Source organism: Streptomyces sp. NPDC047981 (assembly GCF_040653315.1).
In the GTDB taxonomy this organism is placed as follows: domain Bacteria; phylum Actinomycetota; class Actinomycetes; order Streptomycetales; family Streptomycetaceae; genus Streptomyces.
On the sequence record NZ_JBEZNQ010000003.1, the window covers coordinates 1 to 12,664 of the forward strand.

At 71.6% G+C, this 12,664-nt stretch carries 15 protein-coding genes; 9 read left to right on the plus strand and 6 right to left on the minus strand.

The genetic code is table 11. The features are described from left to right. Positions 1 to 135: 135 nt before the first annotated feature. Positions 136 to 345 carry a DUF6243 family protein gene (locus tag AB0E14_RS02800; protein ID WP_362410865.1) on the minus strand — a complete coding sequence of 70 codons (210 nt, stop codon included), beginning with the start codon at positions 343 to 345 and terminating at the stop codon, positions 136 to 138. Positions 346 to 621: 276 nt separating this feature from the next. Between AB0E14_RS02800 and AB0E14_RS02805 the strand changes: the two genes are divergently transcribed. The 5 genes from AB0E14_RS02805 to AB0E14_RS02825 all read left to right on the plus strand — a co-directional run bounded on the left by AB0E14_RS02805 (position 622) and on the right by AB0E14_RS02825 (position 5,173). Beyond that, positions 622 to 1,674: an aldo/keto reductase gene (locus AB0E14_RS02805; protein ID WP_362410868.1), complete on the plus strand. Its 1,053-nt coding sequence runs from the start codon at positions 622 to 624 to the stop codon at positions 1,672 to 1,674. 40 nt (positions 1,675 to 1,714) lie between these two features. Beyond that, on the plus strand, positions 1,715 to 2,299 hold the full coding sequence (locus AB0E14_RS02810; RefSeq protein WP_362410871.1) for a TetR family transcriptional regulator: 585 nt from the start codon (positions 1,715 to 1,717) through the stop codon (positions 2,297 to 2,299). An 89-nt stretch (positions 2,300 to 2,388) separates the two neighbouring features. Further along, positions 2,389 to 4,041 carry a hypothetical protein gene (locus AB0E14_RS02815; RefSeq protein ID WP_362410874.1) on the plus strand — a complete coding sequence of 551 codons (1,653 nt, stop codon included), beginning with the start codon at positions 2,389 to 2,391 and terminating at the stop codon, positions 4,039 to 4,041. Next, complete coding sequence (locus AB0E14_RS02820) at positions 4,038 to 4,748, plus strand: hypothetical protein (protein WP_362410877.1); 711 nt, start codon at positions 4,038 to 4,040, stop codon at positions 4,746 to 4,748. The genes AB0E14_RS02815 and AB0E14_RS02820 overlap by 4 nt, the downstream gene beginning before the upstream one ends. Continuing rightward, entirely contained in the window at positions 4,745 to 5,173 is a 429-nt protein-coding gene (locus AB0E14_RS02825) for a hypothetical protein (RefSeq protein WP_362410880.1), read from the plus strand. The genes AB0E14_RS02820 and AB0E14_RS02825 overlap by 4 nt, the downstream gene beginning before the upstream one ends. Positions 5,174 to 5,274: 101 nt before the next feature. On the opposite strand, the gene AB0E14_RS02830 is transcribed toward AB0E14_RS02825, so the two are convergent. Next, entirely contained in the window at positions 5,275 to 6,657 is a 1,383-nt protein-coding gene (locus AB0E14_RS02830) for a glycine--tRNA ligase (RefSeq protein ID WP_362410883.1), read from the minus strand. Between the two features lie 187 nt (positions 6,658 to 6,844). Here AB0E14_RS02830 and AB0E14_RS02835 point away from each other — a divergent pair, with 187 nt between their 5' ends. The 4 genes from AB0E14_RS02835 to AB0E14_RS02850 are packed head-to-tail and all read left to right on the plus strand — an operon-like array spanning position 6,845 to position 10,087. Beyond that, entirely contained in the window at positions 6,845 to 7,897 is a 1,053-nt protein-coding gene (locus AB0E14_RS02835) for a zinc ABC transporter substrate-binding protein (protein WP_362410886.1), read from the plus strand. Between the two features lie 23 nt (positions 7,898 to 7,920). After that, the gene (locus AB0E14_RS02840; protein ID WP_362410889.1) at positions 7,921 to 8,709 is read left to right on the plus strand and encodes a metal ABC transporter ATP-binding protein; all 789 of its coding nucleotides are present in this window, start codon (positions 7,921 to 7,923) and stop codon (positions 8,707 to 8,709) included. Between the two features lie 10 nt (positions 8,710 to 8,719). Continuing rightward, entirely contained in the window at positions 8,720 to 9,628 is a 909-nt protein-coding gene (locus AB0E14_RS02845; protein ID WP_362411332.1) for a metal ABC transporter permease, read from the plus strand. Positions 9,629 to 9,676: 48 nt separating this feature from the next. Next, positions 9,677 to 10,087, plus strand: coding sequence for a transcriptional repressor (locus tag AB0E14_RS02850; RefSeq protein ID WP_361965620.1), 411 nt, complete (start codon positions 9,677 to 9,679; stop codon positions 10,085 to 10,087). Positions 10,088 to 10,182: 95 nt separating this feature from the next. On the opposite strand, the gene AB0E14_RS02855 is transcribed toward AB0E14_RS02850, so the two are convergent. The 4 genes from AB0E14_RS02855 to AB0E14_RS02870 form a co-directional block, all read right to left on the minus strand. Then, on the minus strand, positions 10,183 to 10,689 hold the full coding sequence (locus tag AB0E14_RS02855) for a YcxB family protein (RefSeq protein ID WP_362410893.1): 507 nt from the start codon (positions 10,687 to 10,689) through the stop codon (positions 10,183 to 10,185). A 2-nt stretch (positions 10,690 to 10,691) separates the two neighbouring features. Beyond that, the gene (locus AB0E14_RS02860; RefSeq protein WP_362411335.1) at positions 10,692 to 11,537 is read right to left on the minus strand and encodes an isoprenyl transferase; all 846 of its coding nucleotides are present in this window, start codon (positions 11,535 to 11,537) and stop codon (positions 10,692 to 10,694) included. 18 nt (positions 11,538 to 11,555) lie between these two features. Continuing rightward, the gene (gene recO, locus AB0E14_RS02865) at positions 11,556 to 12,305 is read right to left on the minus strand and encodes a DNA repair protein RecO (RefSeq protein WP_362410896.1); all 750 of its coding nucleotides are present in this window, start codon (positions 12,303 to 12,305) and stop codon (positions 11,556 to 11,558) included. Positions 12,306 to 12,416: 111 nt separating this feature from the next. Continuing rightward, positions 12,417 to 12,632: a hypothetical protein gene (locus tag AB0E14_RS02870; RefSeq protein ID WP_362006364.1), complete on the minus strand. Its 216-nt coding sequence runs from the start codon at positions 12,630 to 12,632 to the stop codon at positions 12,417 to 12,419. Between the last annotated feature and the right edge of the window lie 32 nt (positions 12,633 to 12,664).

The following is a 12,664-nucleotide window of genomic DNA, read 5'->3' on the forward strand; positions in this document are numbered from 1 at the left end:
GGGCGGGGCGGGGGGCGGCCGGGGGGGGGGGCGGGGCGGCGGGCGGGCGGGGGGGGGGGCGGGGCGCGCGGCGGCCCCCCGGGGGCCCGGGCACCCCCCCGGCCCCCGGCCCCCACGTCGTCGTACCGGCCGCGGCTACTGCTCGCCGCCCGTGGAGGCGCTCTCGGAGCCGGCGCCCTCGGCGGTCCCGGCCTTCTCACGCATCTTCTTCAGCAGCTCGGCCTTCTGGTCGGCGGCCGCCTTGCGGTCGGCGTTGCGGCCCTGACCGGCGCCGTGCTGTTCGGCGCGGGACAGCTTCTTGCGCTGTCCGCCGACGCCGAGGAGGTTGTTGCGGCCCTTGGCCATGGGTGGTTCTCCCGTCGGTGAGAGGTGCGGTGGTCAATCGGCTGGCGCTGCGCGGGCTTTCCCGGCCCGCGGCGCTCTCACTCGTAGATCTGGAAGAACGAATACATGCGCCAGACGCTACCCCGGCCGCGGTCGCCCGGGCACGTCGTTTTCCGGCGTGGTGCGGGCACGCCGACCGCTCACACCATCAAGTGAATGACAAACATTGAAATCTGTCAGCCGTCATGCCATGCTTGTCATGCGTCACCCCTCAGCCCGACTCCCGAGGAGACCCCCATGACCTCCGCCTCCACCCACCCCGCCCCCTCCGCCCTCCCCACCCGCCGCCTCGGCGCCACCGGCCCGCAGGTCTCGGCACTCGGCCTCGGCTGCATGGGCATGTCCGCGCTGTACGGCGAGAGCGACCGCGCCGAGTCGATCGCGACCATCCACGCCGCCCTCGACGCCGGCGTGACGCTCCTGGACACCGGCGACTTCTACGGGATGGGGCACAACGAGCTGCTGATCAACGAAGCCCTGCGCACGGCCCCCGCCGCCGCCCGGGAGCAGGCGCTGACCAGCGTGAAGTTCGGCGCCCTGCGCACGGTCGAAGGTGGCTTCACCGGCTATGACGGCCGCCCGGCCGCGGTGAAGAACTTCGCGGCGTACTCCCTCCAGCGCCTCGGCACGGACCACATCGACATCTACCGGATCGCCCGCGTCGACCCGGACGTGCCGATCGAGGAGACCGTCGGCGCCATCGCCGAGCTGGTCGAGGCCGGGCACGTCCGGCACATCGGCCTCTCCGAGGTCGGCGCGGACACCCTGCGCCGGGCGGCGGCCGTCGCCCCGATCGCCGACCTCCAGATCGAGTACTCCCTGATCTCGCGCGGCATCGAGGAGAAGATCCTGCCGACCGCCCGCGAGCTGGGCATCGGGATCACGGCGTACGGCGTCCTGTCGCGCGGCCTCATCAGCGGCCACTTCACGCGCGACCGCGAGCTCGCGCCGGGCGACTTCCGGGGCATGAGCCCGCGCTTCCAGGGCGAGAACCTCCAGCGCAACCTGGACCTGGTGGACCGGCTGCGCGCGCTCGCCGAAGCCAAGGGCGTGACGGTCGCGCAGACCGCCGTCGCCTGGGTCCTCGCGCAGGCGGACCGGCAGGGCGCGGACATCGTCCCGCTCGTCGGCGCCCGCCGCAGGGACCGGCTCACCGAGGCCCTCGGCGCCCTGGACGTGACGCTGGACGCCGCCGACCTGGCCGCGATCGAGCAGGCCGTCCCGGCGGGCGCGGCGGCCGGCGAGCGGTACCCGACGGCCCAGATGGCCCACCTGGACAGCGAGCACTGATCAGAGCCGCCGGGGTGCGACTGACAGGTACTGTCATCCCATGGCCACCGAGACCCTGACCGCAGAGCGCATCCTCGAAGCCACCGAGGAGGTGCTCCGCCGGTACGGCCCGGCGAAGGCGACCGTGGTGGACGTGGCCCGCGTCCTCGGCGTCAGCCACGGCAGCGTCTACCGCCACTTCCGTACGAAGGCGGCGCTGCGGGAGGCCGTGACCGAGCGCTGGCTGAGCCGCGCCGAGGTGATGCTCGCCGAGCTGATCGCCGGCTCGTCCGCACCGGCCGCCGAGAAGCTCCGCGCCTGGTTCGCCGCCCTCTTCGAGGCAAAGCGCCACAAGGCGGGCGACGACCCCGAGCTGTTCGCCACCTACGGCGTGCTGATCGACGAGGCCAGCGACGTGGTCGACGAGCACATCGAGGTCCTCGTCGGGCAGGTCCGGGAGATCGTCGAAGAGGGCGCGCGCAGCGGCGAGTTCGCCGCCCCCGACCCGGCGGCCACGGCCCGCGCGCTCTTCGACGCGACGGGCCGCTTCCACGACCCGATGTACGCCCCGGAGTGGCAGCGCCCCACGATCCAGGCCGAGTTCGACGCGGTCCTCGACCTGCTCCTGCGCGGCCTGCGCGTGTAGGGACACACGCTTCCCGGATGCGTTGAGCGTGAACTCCCTCTTGCCATACGCTGATTGAGGGACGAAAAACGGGAGGGGTAGCGCGGGTGTTGCCTTCACATGTACCGCCGGCCCCCAGTACGACCGAAGCCTCCCGGTTGCTGTGCGCCGGCACGTATCTCGACGACACCTTCCGTGACGCGGTCATCGACGAGCTCTATGTGCACGAGGAGCGCAGGGTCGCCCCCTCGTTCGGCTTCGACGCGGCCCGGGTGCTCGCCCATGCCCTGCGCGCCCGCAGGACGGCGGCGGCCTGGGCCGCGCTGGTGCTGGCGCTCTGGCTGATCGGCGTCACCCTCAGTGGCGGGCTGATGCTGGCCTTCGTGCCGCCCTTCGTTCTGCTCGCCGCCGCCTCCCGGTTCCGGAGCCCGTCGGCGAAGCATCCCGAGCCGTCCCCCGCCAGGGCGGCGGGCGGGGTCGCGCTGCGCTGGTCGGGACGGCTCTGGCTCAGCGGTCTCTCGCTCTGGCTGCTGTGGATCTATCCGGGCCTGGGGCAGGGCGACGACGGTCCGGGGGCGCTTCCCGAGGACGACGTCTTCTCCTGGGCCTCCGGCCTCTGGGAGGGCCTCGGCCACCGGCCGGTCCATGTGTGGGCGACGGTCTGCTGCGTCCTCCTGATGGCCGTGGCCGGGGCGGCGCAGCGCGCGCAGATCGCCGCGACCCTGGGTCGCGAACTGTCGCCCGCCGAATTCGGCGACCCGGCGAGCGACCCGGCCCTGCGGTCGATCGGCATCCGGTTCCAGCGGCTCAGGCAGCTCATCCGGATGGAACAGAGCTCGCCCCTCCTGCTGTACGACACTGCTGCACCGTTCCGCGGGGCGGGCGTGCCGTACACGTCGTGGACGCACGCCGTGGGCCTCCGCCCGATCCAGGAGCCGGGGTCCGGGACCCATCCGCCCTCTCAGCTCCTCAACCAGGAGGTCCTGGAGCACATCAGGTCCCGGATGGAGCAGATCCGGGTCCCGTCCGTGCTCGGCTCGGCCCAGGACACCGTGCGGGACCGGCTGCGCCAGCTGACCGTCGAGGACTGTGTGTTCCTCCCCGTGGACGGACTCCCCCACCGGTGGCTGGCACCGCAGAGCCTCGCCGAGTTCGAGGCACACCGGACGTCGTCGGTGGAGGAGGGCGGGGAGAAGCGCCGCCACTTCCTGCGGATCCAGGTGAGCAGCTGGGACGACGAGGTGATCCTCACGGTGTACGTCCGCGTACACACCCAGGGCGGGCTGCTGACGCTGGAGGCCGCGCCGTTCGTCCTGCGGCCCGTGCTGTCCTGGTTCCGCAAGGCCGACCGGATCGCGCACCGGCAGCGGCACAGCGGCCTCCTCGCCAAGGCGGCTCGGGCGATCGCACGGATCCCCATCACGGCCGGGTCCGCACCGCTGCTGCTGTGGCGGGCGGCGAAGCACTCCTGGCGGGTGCTCGCCGGCGGTTACGAGGCCGGCCTGCCGGAGGGCCCGGCGAGATCGGTGCGGGAGCTGGGCTCCGAGCGGAGCACCGGCGCGTTCCAGGACATGGACGTTCAGCGCTACTTGGAGTCGGTCCGCGAGGGCATCGCCCAGGGGGTCGCGGACGCGCTCCGGGAAGCGGGCTGGCAGGTGGACGAGTTCGAGGCGAAGACGCTGACGAAGGGTGTCTTCATCGGGGCGGCCGGCCTGCAGCCGGAGCCGTCACCCGTGCGACAGGCGGGGGGTGGAGCGGCGTGAGCACCAGTCAACCGTTCTGGGACGCGGACACGCAGGGTTGGAGCGGCGGAGCCTGGGCCGGCATGCGCGAGAGGCGGTACCGGCCACGGACCCGGCAGGCGCGGGAGCCGCACCGGTCCCGGCTGTGGGAGTGGCTCGCGTCGCGCCGGGACCGGATCGGCCGGAGCAGGGTCCCCGCTCGCTGGAACCAGGCGGCCGACGGGTGGGACACCGGAGCCCAGGACGTCGGTGCGGCCCGCCCGGAGACGTGGGCGCGGCGTGGGACGACCCTCGCGGTGATCGCCACGGCCGCGACGGTGGCGCTGCTGGCCGACTTCTGGACCGCGGTGCTGTTCGTCGTCTGGGCACACCTCGTGCGGACCGGCGTCGCGATGGTCCGCGACAAGGCTCCGCTCGTCGCGGGCGCGGGCGCGGGCACGGGCGCGGGCACGGGCGCAGGGGCAGGATCGGCCACGGGCGCCGTCACCGGACGCGCCCGGCCGGCCCGCACGGGTCCCCCCACCACCCCGGGGCGGGCCTTCGCCGAGGGCGCGCTCTCGGTGCTCGTCCCCTCACGCGCCTTCGGCGATGCCGAGCCCCTGCCGATGCGGACCTTCGCGGAGCCGCTGCCGCTCGAGAGCGGGCCCGTGGAGGTCGAGGAAGCCGTACGCGACGTCGTCGCTCGCATCGCCGCCGCCTCGGCCCGGGCCGACGGGGAGACCGGATGACCGCCCCCGTGCCGGCCCAGCCGGCGCTGCCCGGCCCGGACGGCACGTCCAACGGCCAGGGCGGCCTCTCTCCGCACCGCCCTCTGCCTCCGGGCGAGGACATGGAGATCTGGAAGCGCCTGATGGACGGGGCGCCCGAGCGGGTGCTGGGGATCGTCGAGCGCGAGTCGGCCGCGCAGATCGAGCTGCAGCGGGCGGAGGCCCTGCGGCGCCACCAGCTCGACCAGCACCAGATGCGGATGGACATCGTGCATTTCCGCTTCCGGGTCGCGGGAGCCGTCTTCGGCGCGACCGCCTTCGTCTCGATCCTCCTGCTCGCCAAGCACTTCATCGACCAGGGCGCCCTGGCCCCGGCCGCGGGTGTCCTCAGCGCCGCGGCGGCTGCGATCGGCGCGCTGGTCTTCGGAGCGAAGAAGGGGAAGTAGCCCAGGGGCACGACGCGTGGGCGAAGCCGCTTCCGGCGGCGCGGACAGAGCGAAGCCCCCCGGTTCCGCGGGAACCGGGGGGCTTCGTCACGCCAGAGGCGTCAGCAGCCGAGGAGGCGGCTGCCCAGGTAGCCCTGGATCTGGTCGAGGGAGACGCGCTCCTGCTTCATGGTGTCGCGCTCGCGCACGGTCACCGCGTTGTCGTCCAGGGTGTCGAAGTCGACGGTGACGCAGAACGGCGTGCCGATCTCGTCCTGGCGACGGTAGCGGCGGCCGATGGCACCGGCGTCGTCGAACTCGATGTTCCAGTTCTGCCGCAGGTCGGCGGCGAGGCCCTTGGCCTTCGGCGAGAGCTGCGCGTTGCGGGAGAGCGGCAGGACGGCGACCTTGACCGGCGCGATGCGCGGGTCGAGGCGCATCACGGCGCGCTTCTCCATGACGCCCTTGGCGTTCGGGGCCTCGTCCTCGCTGTACGCGTCGAGCAGGAAGGCCAGCATGGTGCGGCCGACACCGGCGGCGGGCTCGATGACGTACGGCGTCCAGCGCTCCTGGGCGTCCTGGTCGAAGTAGAGGAGCTCGTTGCCGGAGGCCTTGGAGTGCGCCTTCAGGTCGTAGTCGGTGCGGTTGGCGACACCCTCCAGCTCGCCCCACTCGCTGCCGCCGAACTGGAAGCGGTACTCGATGTCGGCGGTGCGCTTGGAGTAGTGGGAGAGCTTCTCCTTCGGGTGCTCGAACCAGCGCATGTTCTCCTCACGGAGACCCAGGCCCGTGTACCAGTTCCAGCGCTGCTCCATCCAGTACTCGTGCCACTGCTCGTCCTCGCCGGGCTTGACGAAGAACTCCATCTCCATCTGCTCGAACTCGCGCGTGCGGAAGATGAAGTTGCCCGGAGTGATCTCGTTCCGGAAGGACTTGCCCATCTGCGCGATGCCGAACGGCGGCTTCTTGCGCGAGGTCTGCAGCACCTGGCCGAAGTTGGTGAAGATGCCCTGCGCGGTCTCGGGACGCAGGTAGGCGACGGAGCCGGAGTCCTGGGTCGGGCCGAGGTGGGTGGAGAGCAGACCGGAGAACTGCTTGGGCTCCGTGAAGGTGCCCTTGTTGCCGCAGTTGGGGCAGTTCAGGTCGGTGAGGCCGTTCTCGGGGAGACGGCCGTGCTTCTCCTCGTACGCCTCCTCCAGGTGGTCGGCGCGGTAGCGCTTGTGGCAGGAGGTGCACTCGGTCAGCGGGTCGGTGAAGGTGGCGACGTGGCCGGAGGCCTCCCAGACCTCGGTGGCCAGGATCACCGACGAGTCGATACCGACGACGTCCTCGCGCGCGGTGACCATGTAACGCCACCACTGACGCTTGATGTTCTCCTTGAGTTCGACACCCAGCGGCCCGTAGTCCCAGGCGGCGCGCTGGCCGCCGTAGATCTCACTGCACGGGTAGACGAAGCCACGGCGCTTGCTCAGGCTGACGATGGTGTCGATCTTGTCGGCGGCCACGGTGCTCTCTTCATTACGACGACGAAGTGCGAATGCTTCAGGTTACCGGCGCCCCTGCCCCCTGTATCAAATCGGTTCGGCCTCTCGCCGCATACGCGGACGGGCATGCCTGGGTGTGTCCGGGGGTGTCCGGGAACACAACCAGGACAATTGACAATCGTTTCCAACTTTGTTGAAAATGAGTGTCATGAACGTACGCCGTCTGATACCCACCGCCGCCGTCGCCGGAGCCGTCACCCTCGGTCTCGTCACCCTCTCCGCCTGCGGCGGGACATCCGACGCGTCCGGCAAGTCCGCCGACGGCAAGCTGAGCGTGGTGGCGTCGTTCTACCCCATGCAGTACCTGGCCGAGCAGATAGGCGGCGACCACGTCTCCGTCTCCACGCTCACCGCGCCGGGCGTCGAGCCGCACGACCTGGAGCTCAAGCCGCGACAGATCGGCGAGCTCGGCGACGCGGACTACATCCTCTACCTCAAGGGCATCCAGCCCGCCGTCGACGAGGCGATCAAGCAGGCCGGCGTGAAGAACACCGTCGACGCCGCGACGCTCACGACGCTGGAGGACCACGGCACCGCCGTCGGCCACGACCACGGCCACGGCGCCGAGGAGCCCGGCCACGAGGGCGAGACCCCCGAGGAGCACGCCGGGCACGCCTCGGAGGAGCCCGGTCACAAGGACGAGCAGGGCCACGAGGGCCACAGCCACGGCTCCGAGGCCGGTGCCGACCCGCACATCTGGCTGGACCCGGTGAAGTACGCCGAGGTCGCCAAGGGCGTCGGCGCCTCCCTGGAGAAGGCCGACCCGGACAACGCCGCCGCCTACAAGAAGAACACCGACGTCCTGGTCAAGAAGCTCGGCGACCTCGACACGGCGTTCAAGGACGGCCTGAAGAACACCTCCACCAAGACCTTCATCACCACCCACTCCGCCTTCGGCTACCTCGCCGAGCGGTACGGCCTGGACCAGGAGGGCATCACCGGCATCGACCCCGAGTCCGAGCCGAGCCCCGCCCGCATGAAGGAACTGCAGGAGATCGCCGCGAAGGACAAGGTCTCCACCGTCTTCTTCGAGACCCTCGCCAGCGACAAGACCGCGAAGACCCTCGCGAAGGACACCGGCCTCAAGACCGACGTCCTGGACCCGCTGGAGGGAATCACGGACAGGTCCCAGGGCGATGACTACATCGAGGTCATGCAGTCCAACCTCACCGCGCTGAAGAAGGCCCTCGGCGCCAAGTGACCCCAGCACAGCAGGAGGCCCCCGTGAGCGCGCCCGTCACGCCGGACACCCCGGCCACGCCCGTCATATCCGTCCGCGGAGCCACGGCGTCCCTCGGCGCGCGCCCGGTCCTGCGCGGCGTCGACCTCACCGTGAACCCCGGTGAGGTCGTCGCGCTGCTCGGCGCCAACGGCTCCGGCAAGTCGACCGCCGTCCGCGCGATCATCGGCCAGGTCCCGCTGACCGACGGGGCGATCTCGCTCTTCGGCACCGAGCGGAAGCGTTTCCGCGACTGGTCGCGCGTCGGCTACGTCCCCCAGCGCACCACCGCCGCGAGCGGCGTCCCCGCCACCATCCGCGAGGTCGTCACCTCCGGCCGGATCTCCCGCCGGAAGTTCGGCCCCCTGGCCAAGGCCGACCGGGCGGCCGTCGACCGCGCCATCGAGCTCGTCGGCCTCACCGACCGGGCCAAGGACTCGGTGAGCGCCCTCTCCGGCGGCCAGCACCAGCGCGTGCTGATCGCCCGCGCGCTCGCCTCCCAGCCCGATCTGCTGATCATGGACGAGCCGATGGCGGGCGTCGACCTCGCCAGCCAGGAGATCCTCGCCGGCACCCTGCGCGAGCAGGTCGCGGGCGGCACCACGGTCCTGCTCGTGCTGCACGAGCTGGGCCCGCTGGAGCCGCTCATCGACCGGGCCGTGGTCCTGCGCGACGGCTGTGTCGTCCACGACGGCCCGCCGCCCAAGGCGGTCGGCCAGCACGCCCTGCCGGGCCACGACCACGTCCATCCGCACGCGGCCGACGAGCCGCTCCGCACGGGTCTGCTGACCTGAGGAAGCTGACCTGATCATGGAATTCCTCGAACCCGCCTTCATGCAGCGGGCGCTGATCGCGGCCGTCCTGGTCGGCATCACCGCCCCCGCCGTCGGCATCTTCCTGGTCCAGCGCCGCCAGGCCCTGATGGGCGACGGCATCGGCCATGTCGCCATGACCGGTGTCGGCCTCGGCTTCCTGCTCAACAGCAGCCCGGTGTGGATGGCCACCCTGGTCGCCGTCGCCGGCGCCGTGCTGATGGAGCTGATCCGGACCTACGGACGCACCCGCGGCGACCTCGCGCTCGCGCTGCTCTTCTACGGCGGCATGGCGGGCGGCGTGATGCTGATCCAGGTCGGCGGCGGCTCCAACGCGAACCTGCTGTCGTACCTCTTCGGATCCCTGTCCACGGTCTCGGAGGAGGACGTCACCGCGATCGGCATCCTCGCGGCCTTCGTCATCCTCGTCACCATCGGCCTGCGCCGACAGCTCTTCGCCGTCAGCCAGGACGAGGCCTTCGCACGCGTCACAGGGCTGCCGGTGCGCGCCCTGAACCTGCTCATCGCGGTGACCGCAGCGGTGACCGTCACGGTCGCCATGCGGGTCGTCGGCCTGCTCCTCGTCAGCGCGCTGATGGTGGTCCCGGTCGCGGCGGCGCAGCAGCTCTCCCGCTCCTTCCGCGCGACCTTCGTCCTCTCCGTCGTCATCGGCACGGCCGTCACCCTGACCGGCACGATCACCACCTACTACCAGGACCTGCCGCCCGGCTCCCTCATCGTGCTGCTCGCGATCGGCGTCTTCATCGTGCTGACCGCGCTCTCGGCGCCCCTCGCCCGGCGCCGCGCCCGAGCCGCCGCGGAGGCCTCGGGGGCGGGGACGGACGGCTGCGACGCCCAGGTGCCGCTCACGCGCCGTCCCACGGACGACGTCACGGTCTGAACGGCCTGGCAGAATGGCGGGGGCAACGGAACTCACAAGGAGGCCCCTGTGGCGACGGCAGGACCCCCCGTACGCGGCCGCTCGACCAAGCAGCGGGCCGCTGTCGCGGCGGCACTGAACGAAGTGGACGAGTTCCGCAGCGCCCAGGAGCTGCACGACATGCTCAAGCACCGCGGCGACTCGGTGGGCCTCACGACGGTCTACCGCACGCTCCAGTCCCTCGCGGACGCGGGCGAGGTCGACGCGCTGCGCACCAGCGACGGCGAGACGGTCTACCGCCGCTGCTCCACCGGCGACCACCACCACCATCTCGTCTGCCGCGTCTGCGGCAAGGCGGTCGAGGTGGAGGGCCCGGCGGTCGAGCAGTGGGCGGAGACGATCGCCTCCCAGCACGGCTATGTGAACGTGGCCCACACGGTCGAGATCTTCGGCACGTGCGCGGAGTGCGCCGCGAAGTAGGACTTCGGGCGCGCCAGAGCCTTCGGGCGCGGCAGGACACGATGCGAGAGGGCCCGTACGGATCGATCCGTACGGGCCCTCTCGCATGCGGTCGGTCAGAGCCGGGTGATGCTCCGGTCCAGCAGCTCACGGAGCCGGTCGACGTCGGCGGGGTCGGCGAGTCCGCGCTTGGGCAGGGCGGCGACACCGGCGCGGGCCTTGTCGGCCGTGAGCAGGACGAACTGCGTCGGCGTCTCGACGTACCGGGGCATCATCGGCCAGCGGTGTGACGTCTCGGTGTCGCGCGTGGTCCAGCCGACCCCCTGCTCGTCCACGCGCGCCCGGAACTCCCCCTGCCGTTCGACCATCCCGTACATCTGCCGGGCGGCCAGCCAGGGTGTCAGCGGCCCGAGGACGGCGGCGATCACCCCGAGCCCCGTCATGACGGCCACCCACACCCGATCCGGCTCACCGGGGCCGAACAGCTCCAGGGCGACCACCAGGAACGCCAGGACGGCGGTCGGGGGCAGCACCCACCGCAACCGCCGGAACATGCCGTGCCGCAGCTGCACCCGCACCGCGTCGGCCACGTCCGCGCGCGTCGGTACGTAGACCAGCTCCACGGTCAGACCGCCGGTCCCTGCTGCGGCACCGAGCCCATCGCCGCGCGGTCCGCCGCCGGGATCGCGCCGAAGCGGCGGTCGCGGGAGGCGTACTCGACGCAGGCGCGCCACAGGTCGCGGCGGTCGAAGTCCGGCCACAGGACGTCCTGGAAGACCATCTCGGCGTAGCTGCTCTGCCAGATCAGGTAGTTCGAGGTGCGCTGCTCGCCGCTCGGGCGCAGGAACAGGTCGACGTCCGGCATGTCCGGGTAGTACAGGTACTTCTGGAACGTCTTCTCGTTGACCTTCGACGGGTCGAGCCTGCCCGCCGCCACGTCACGGGCGATGGCCTGGGCCGCGTCGGCGACCTCGGCGCGACCGCCGTAGTTGACGCAGAAGTACAGCGTCATCGCGTCGTTGTCGACGGTCTGCTCCTGCGCGACCTGCAGCTCCTGGACGACCGACTTCCACATCTTCGGCATGCGGCCGACCCAGCGGATCCGGATGCCCAGCTCGTCCATCTCGTCCCGGCGGCGCCGGATCACGTCCCGGTTGAAGTTCATCAGGAAGCGGACCTCCTCGGGCGACCGCTTCCAGTTCTCCGTGGAGAAGGCGTAGAGCGAGAGGTTCTTGACGCCCAGCTCCAGGCACCCCTTCAGGACGTCCAGGACGACGCCCTCGCCGACCTTGTGCCCCTCGGTGCGCGGGAGGCCGCGCTCCTGGGCCCAGCGGCCGTTGCCGTCCATCACACAGGCGACGTGGTTCGGCACCAGCTCGCCGGGGAGCTTCGGCGGGCGCGCGCCGGACGGGTGCGGCTCCGGGGTCTTGTACTCCCGGATCTTCCGTCCGAGGATTCCGCGTCGTGCGATGGCCATGCGATGGGTCTCCTAGCTCTTCTCTACGTACCGCAGCGAGCGCAGCCCGCGCTCCAGGTGCCAGTGCAGATAGGCGGACACAAGGCCGCTGCCCTCCCTGACGTGACGCGGCTCGCACGCGTCCGCAGTCGCCCAGTCGCCGGTGAGCAGCGCGCTGAGCAGGCCGATGGCCTCCGGAGAGGGTACGACGCTGCCGGGCACCCGGCAGTCGCCGCATATGACGCCGCCCGCCGCGACCGAGAAGAACCTGTTCGGTCCGTGCAGGCCGCACTTCGCACAGTCCTCGAAGCTCGGCGCGTAGCCGTTGACCGCGAGCGAGCGGAGCAGAAAGGCGTCGAGGATCAGATGGGGCGCGTGCTCGCCCCGCGCGAGCGTGCGCAGACCGCCGACGAGCAGCAGGTACTGCTGCACGGCCGGCTCGCCCTCGTGGTCCGTGAACCGCTCCGCCGTCTCCAGCATCGCCGTCCCGGCGGTGTAGCGGGCGTAGTCGGTGACGATCCCGCCGCCGTACGGCGCGATGGTCTCACTCTGCGTACAGAGCGGCAGCCCGCGCCCGACCAGCTCACTCCCACGGGCGAAGAACTGCACGTCGACGTGGGAGAAGGGCTCCAGCCTGGCCCCGAACTTCGACTTGGTCCGCCGCACCCCACGCGCCACGGCGCGTACGCGCCCGTGACCGCGCGTGAGCAGGGTGATGATGCGGTCCGCTTCACCCAGCTTCTGGGTGCGCAGCACGATGCCGTCGTCGCGGAACAGACTCATGGGCCCATTCTCGCGTACGGGACGGCAGACCTTGGCCCCCCTGCGCACCCTCGTCCACTCGTGGGCCGTGTTCGCCGCGATCGCACGCTTCCCCGAGCGAGCGGCCCGCCTTCAGGGCACCTCACCCCGGCTCCGCGCGTTCGCGTGCGCGGTCGCCGCGCGCAGCCGCTCGGTCGTGGTGGCCTCCCTCACCCCCTCGGGCTCGGCGTCCCACTCCCGCCCGCCGCCGAGCGGCCGTAGCTGTACGTACGGCCCCTCGTGTCCCATGACCGTGCCCACACGTCCGGTGCGGATCTCCACGACGTACGACCCGATGGGCAGTTTCATGGCCGGCTCCCTTCTTCCCCTGACGGGAGTAC

Excerpts from the sequence above, each read along its gene's own strand:
- AB0E14_RS02810 (WP_362410871.1), top strand. The coding sequence starts at position 1,715 with ATGGCCACCGAGACCCTGACCGCAGAGCGCATCCTCGAAGCCACCGAG.
- AB0E14_RS02800 (WP_362410865.1), bottom strand. The coding sequence starts at position 345 with ATGGCCAAGGGCCGCAACAACCTCCTCGGCGTCGGCGGACAGCGCAAG.
- recO (WP_362410896.1), bottom strand. The coding sequence starts at position 12,305 with ATGAGTCTGTTCCGCGACGACGGCATCGTGCTGCGCACCCAGAAGCTG.
- AB0E14_RS02835 (WP_362410886.1), top strand. The coding sequence starts at position 6,845 with ATGAACGTACGCCGTCTGATACCCACCGCCGCCGTCGCCGGAGCCGTC.
- AB0E14_RS02805 (WP_362410868.1), top strand. The coding sequence starts at position 622 with ATGACCTCCGCCTCCACCCACCCCGCCCCCTCCGCCCTCCCCACCCGC.
- AB0E14_RS02825 (WP_362410880.1), top strand. The coding sequence starts at position 4,745 with ATGACCGCCCCCGTGCCGGCCCAGCCGGCGCTGCCCGGCCCGGACGGC.
- AB0E14_RS02870 (WP_362006364.1), bottom strand. The coding sequence starts at position 12,632 with ATGAAACTGCCCATCGGGTCGTACGTCGTGGAGATCCGCACCGGACGT.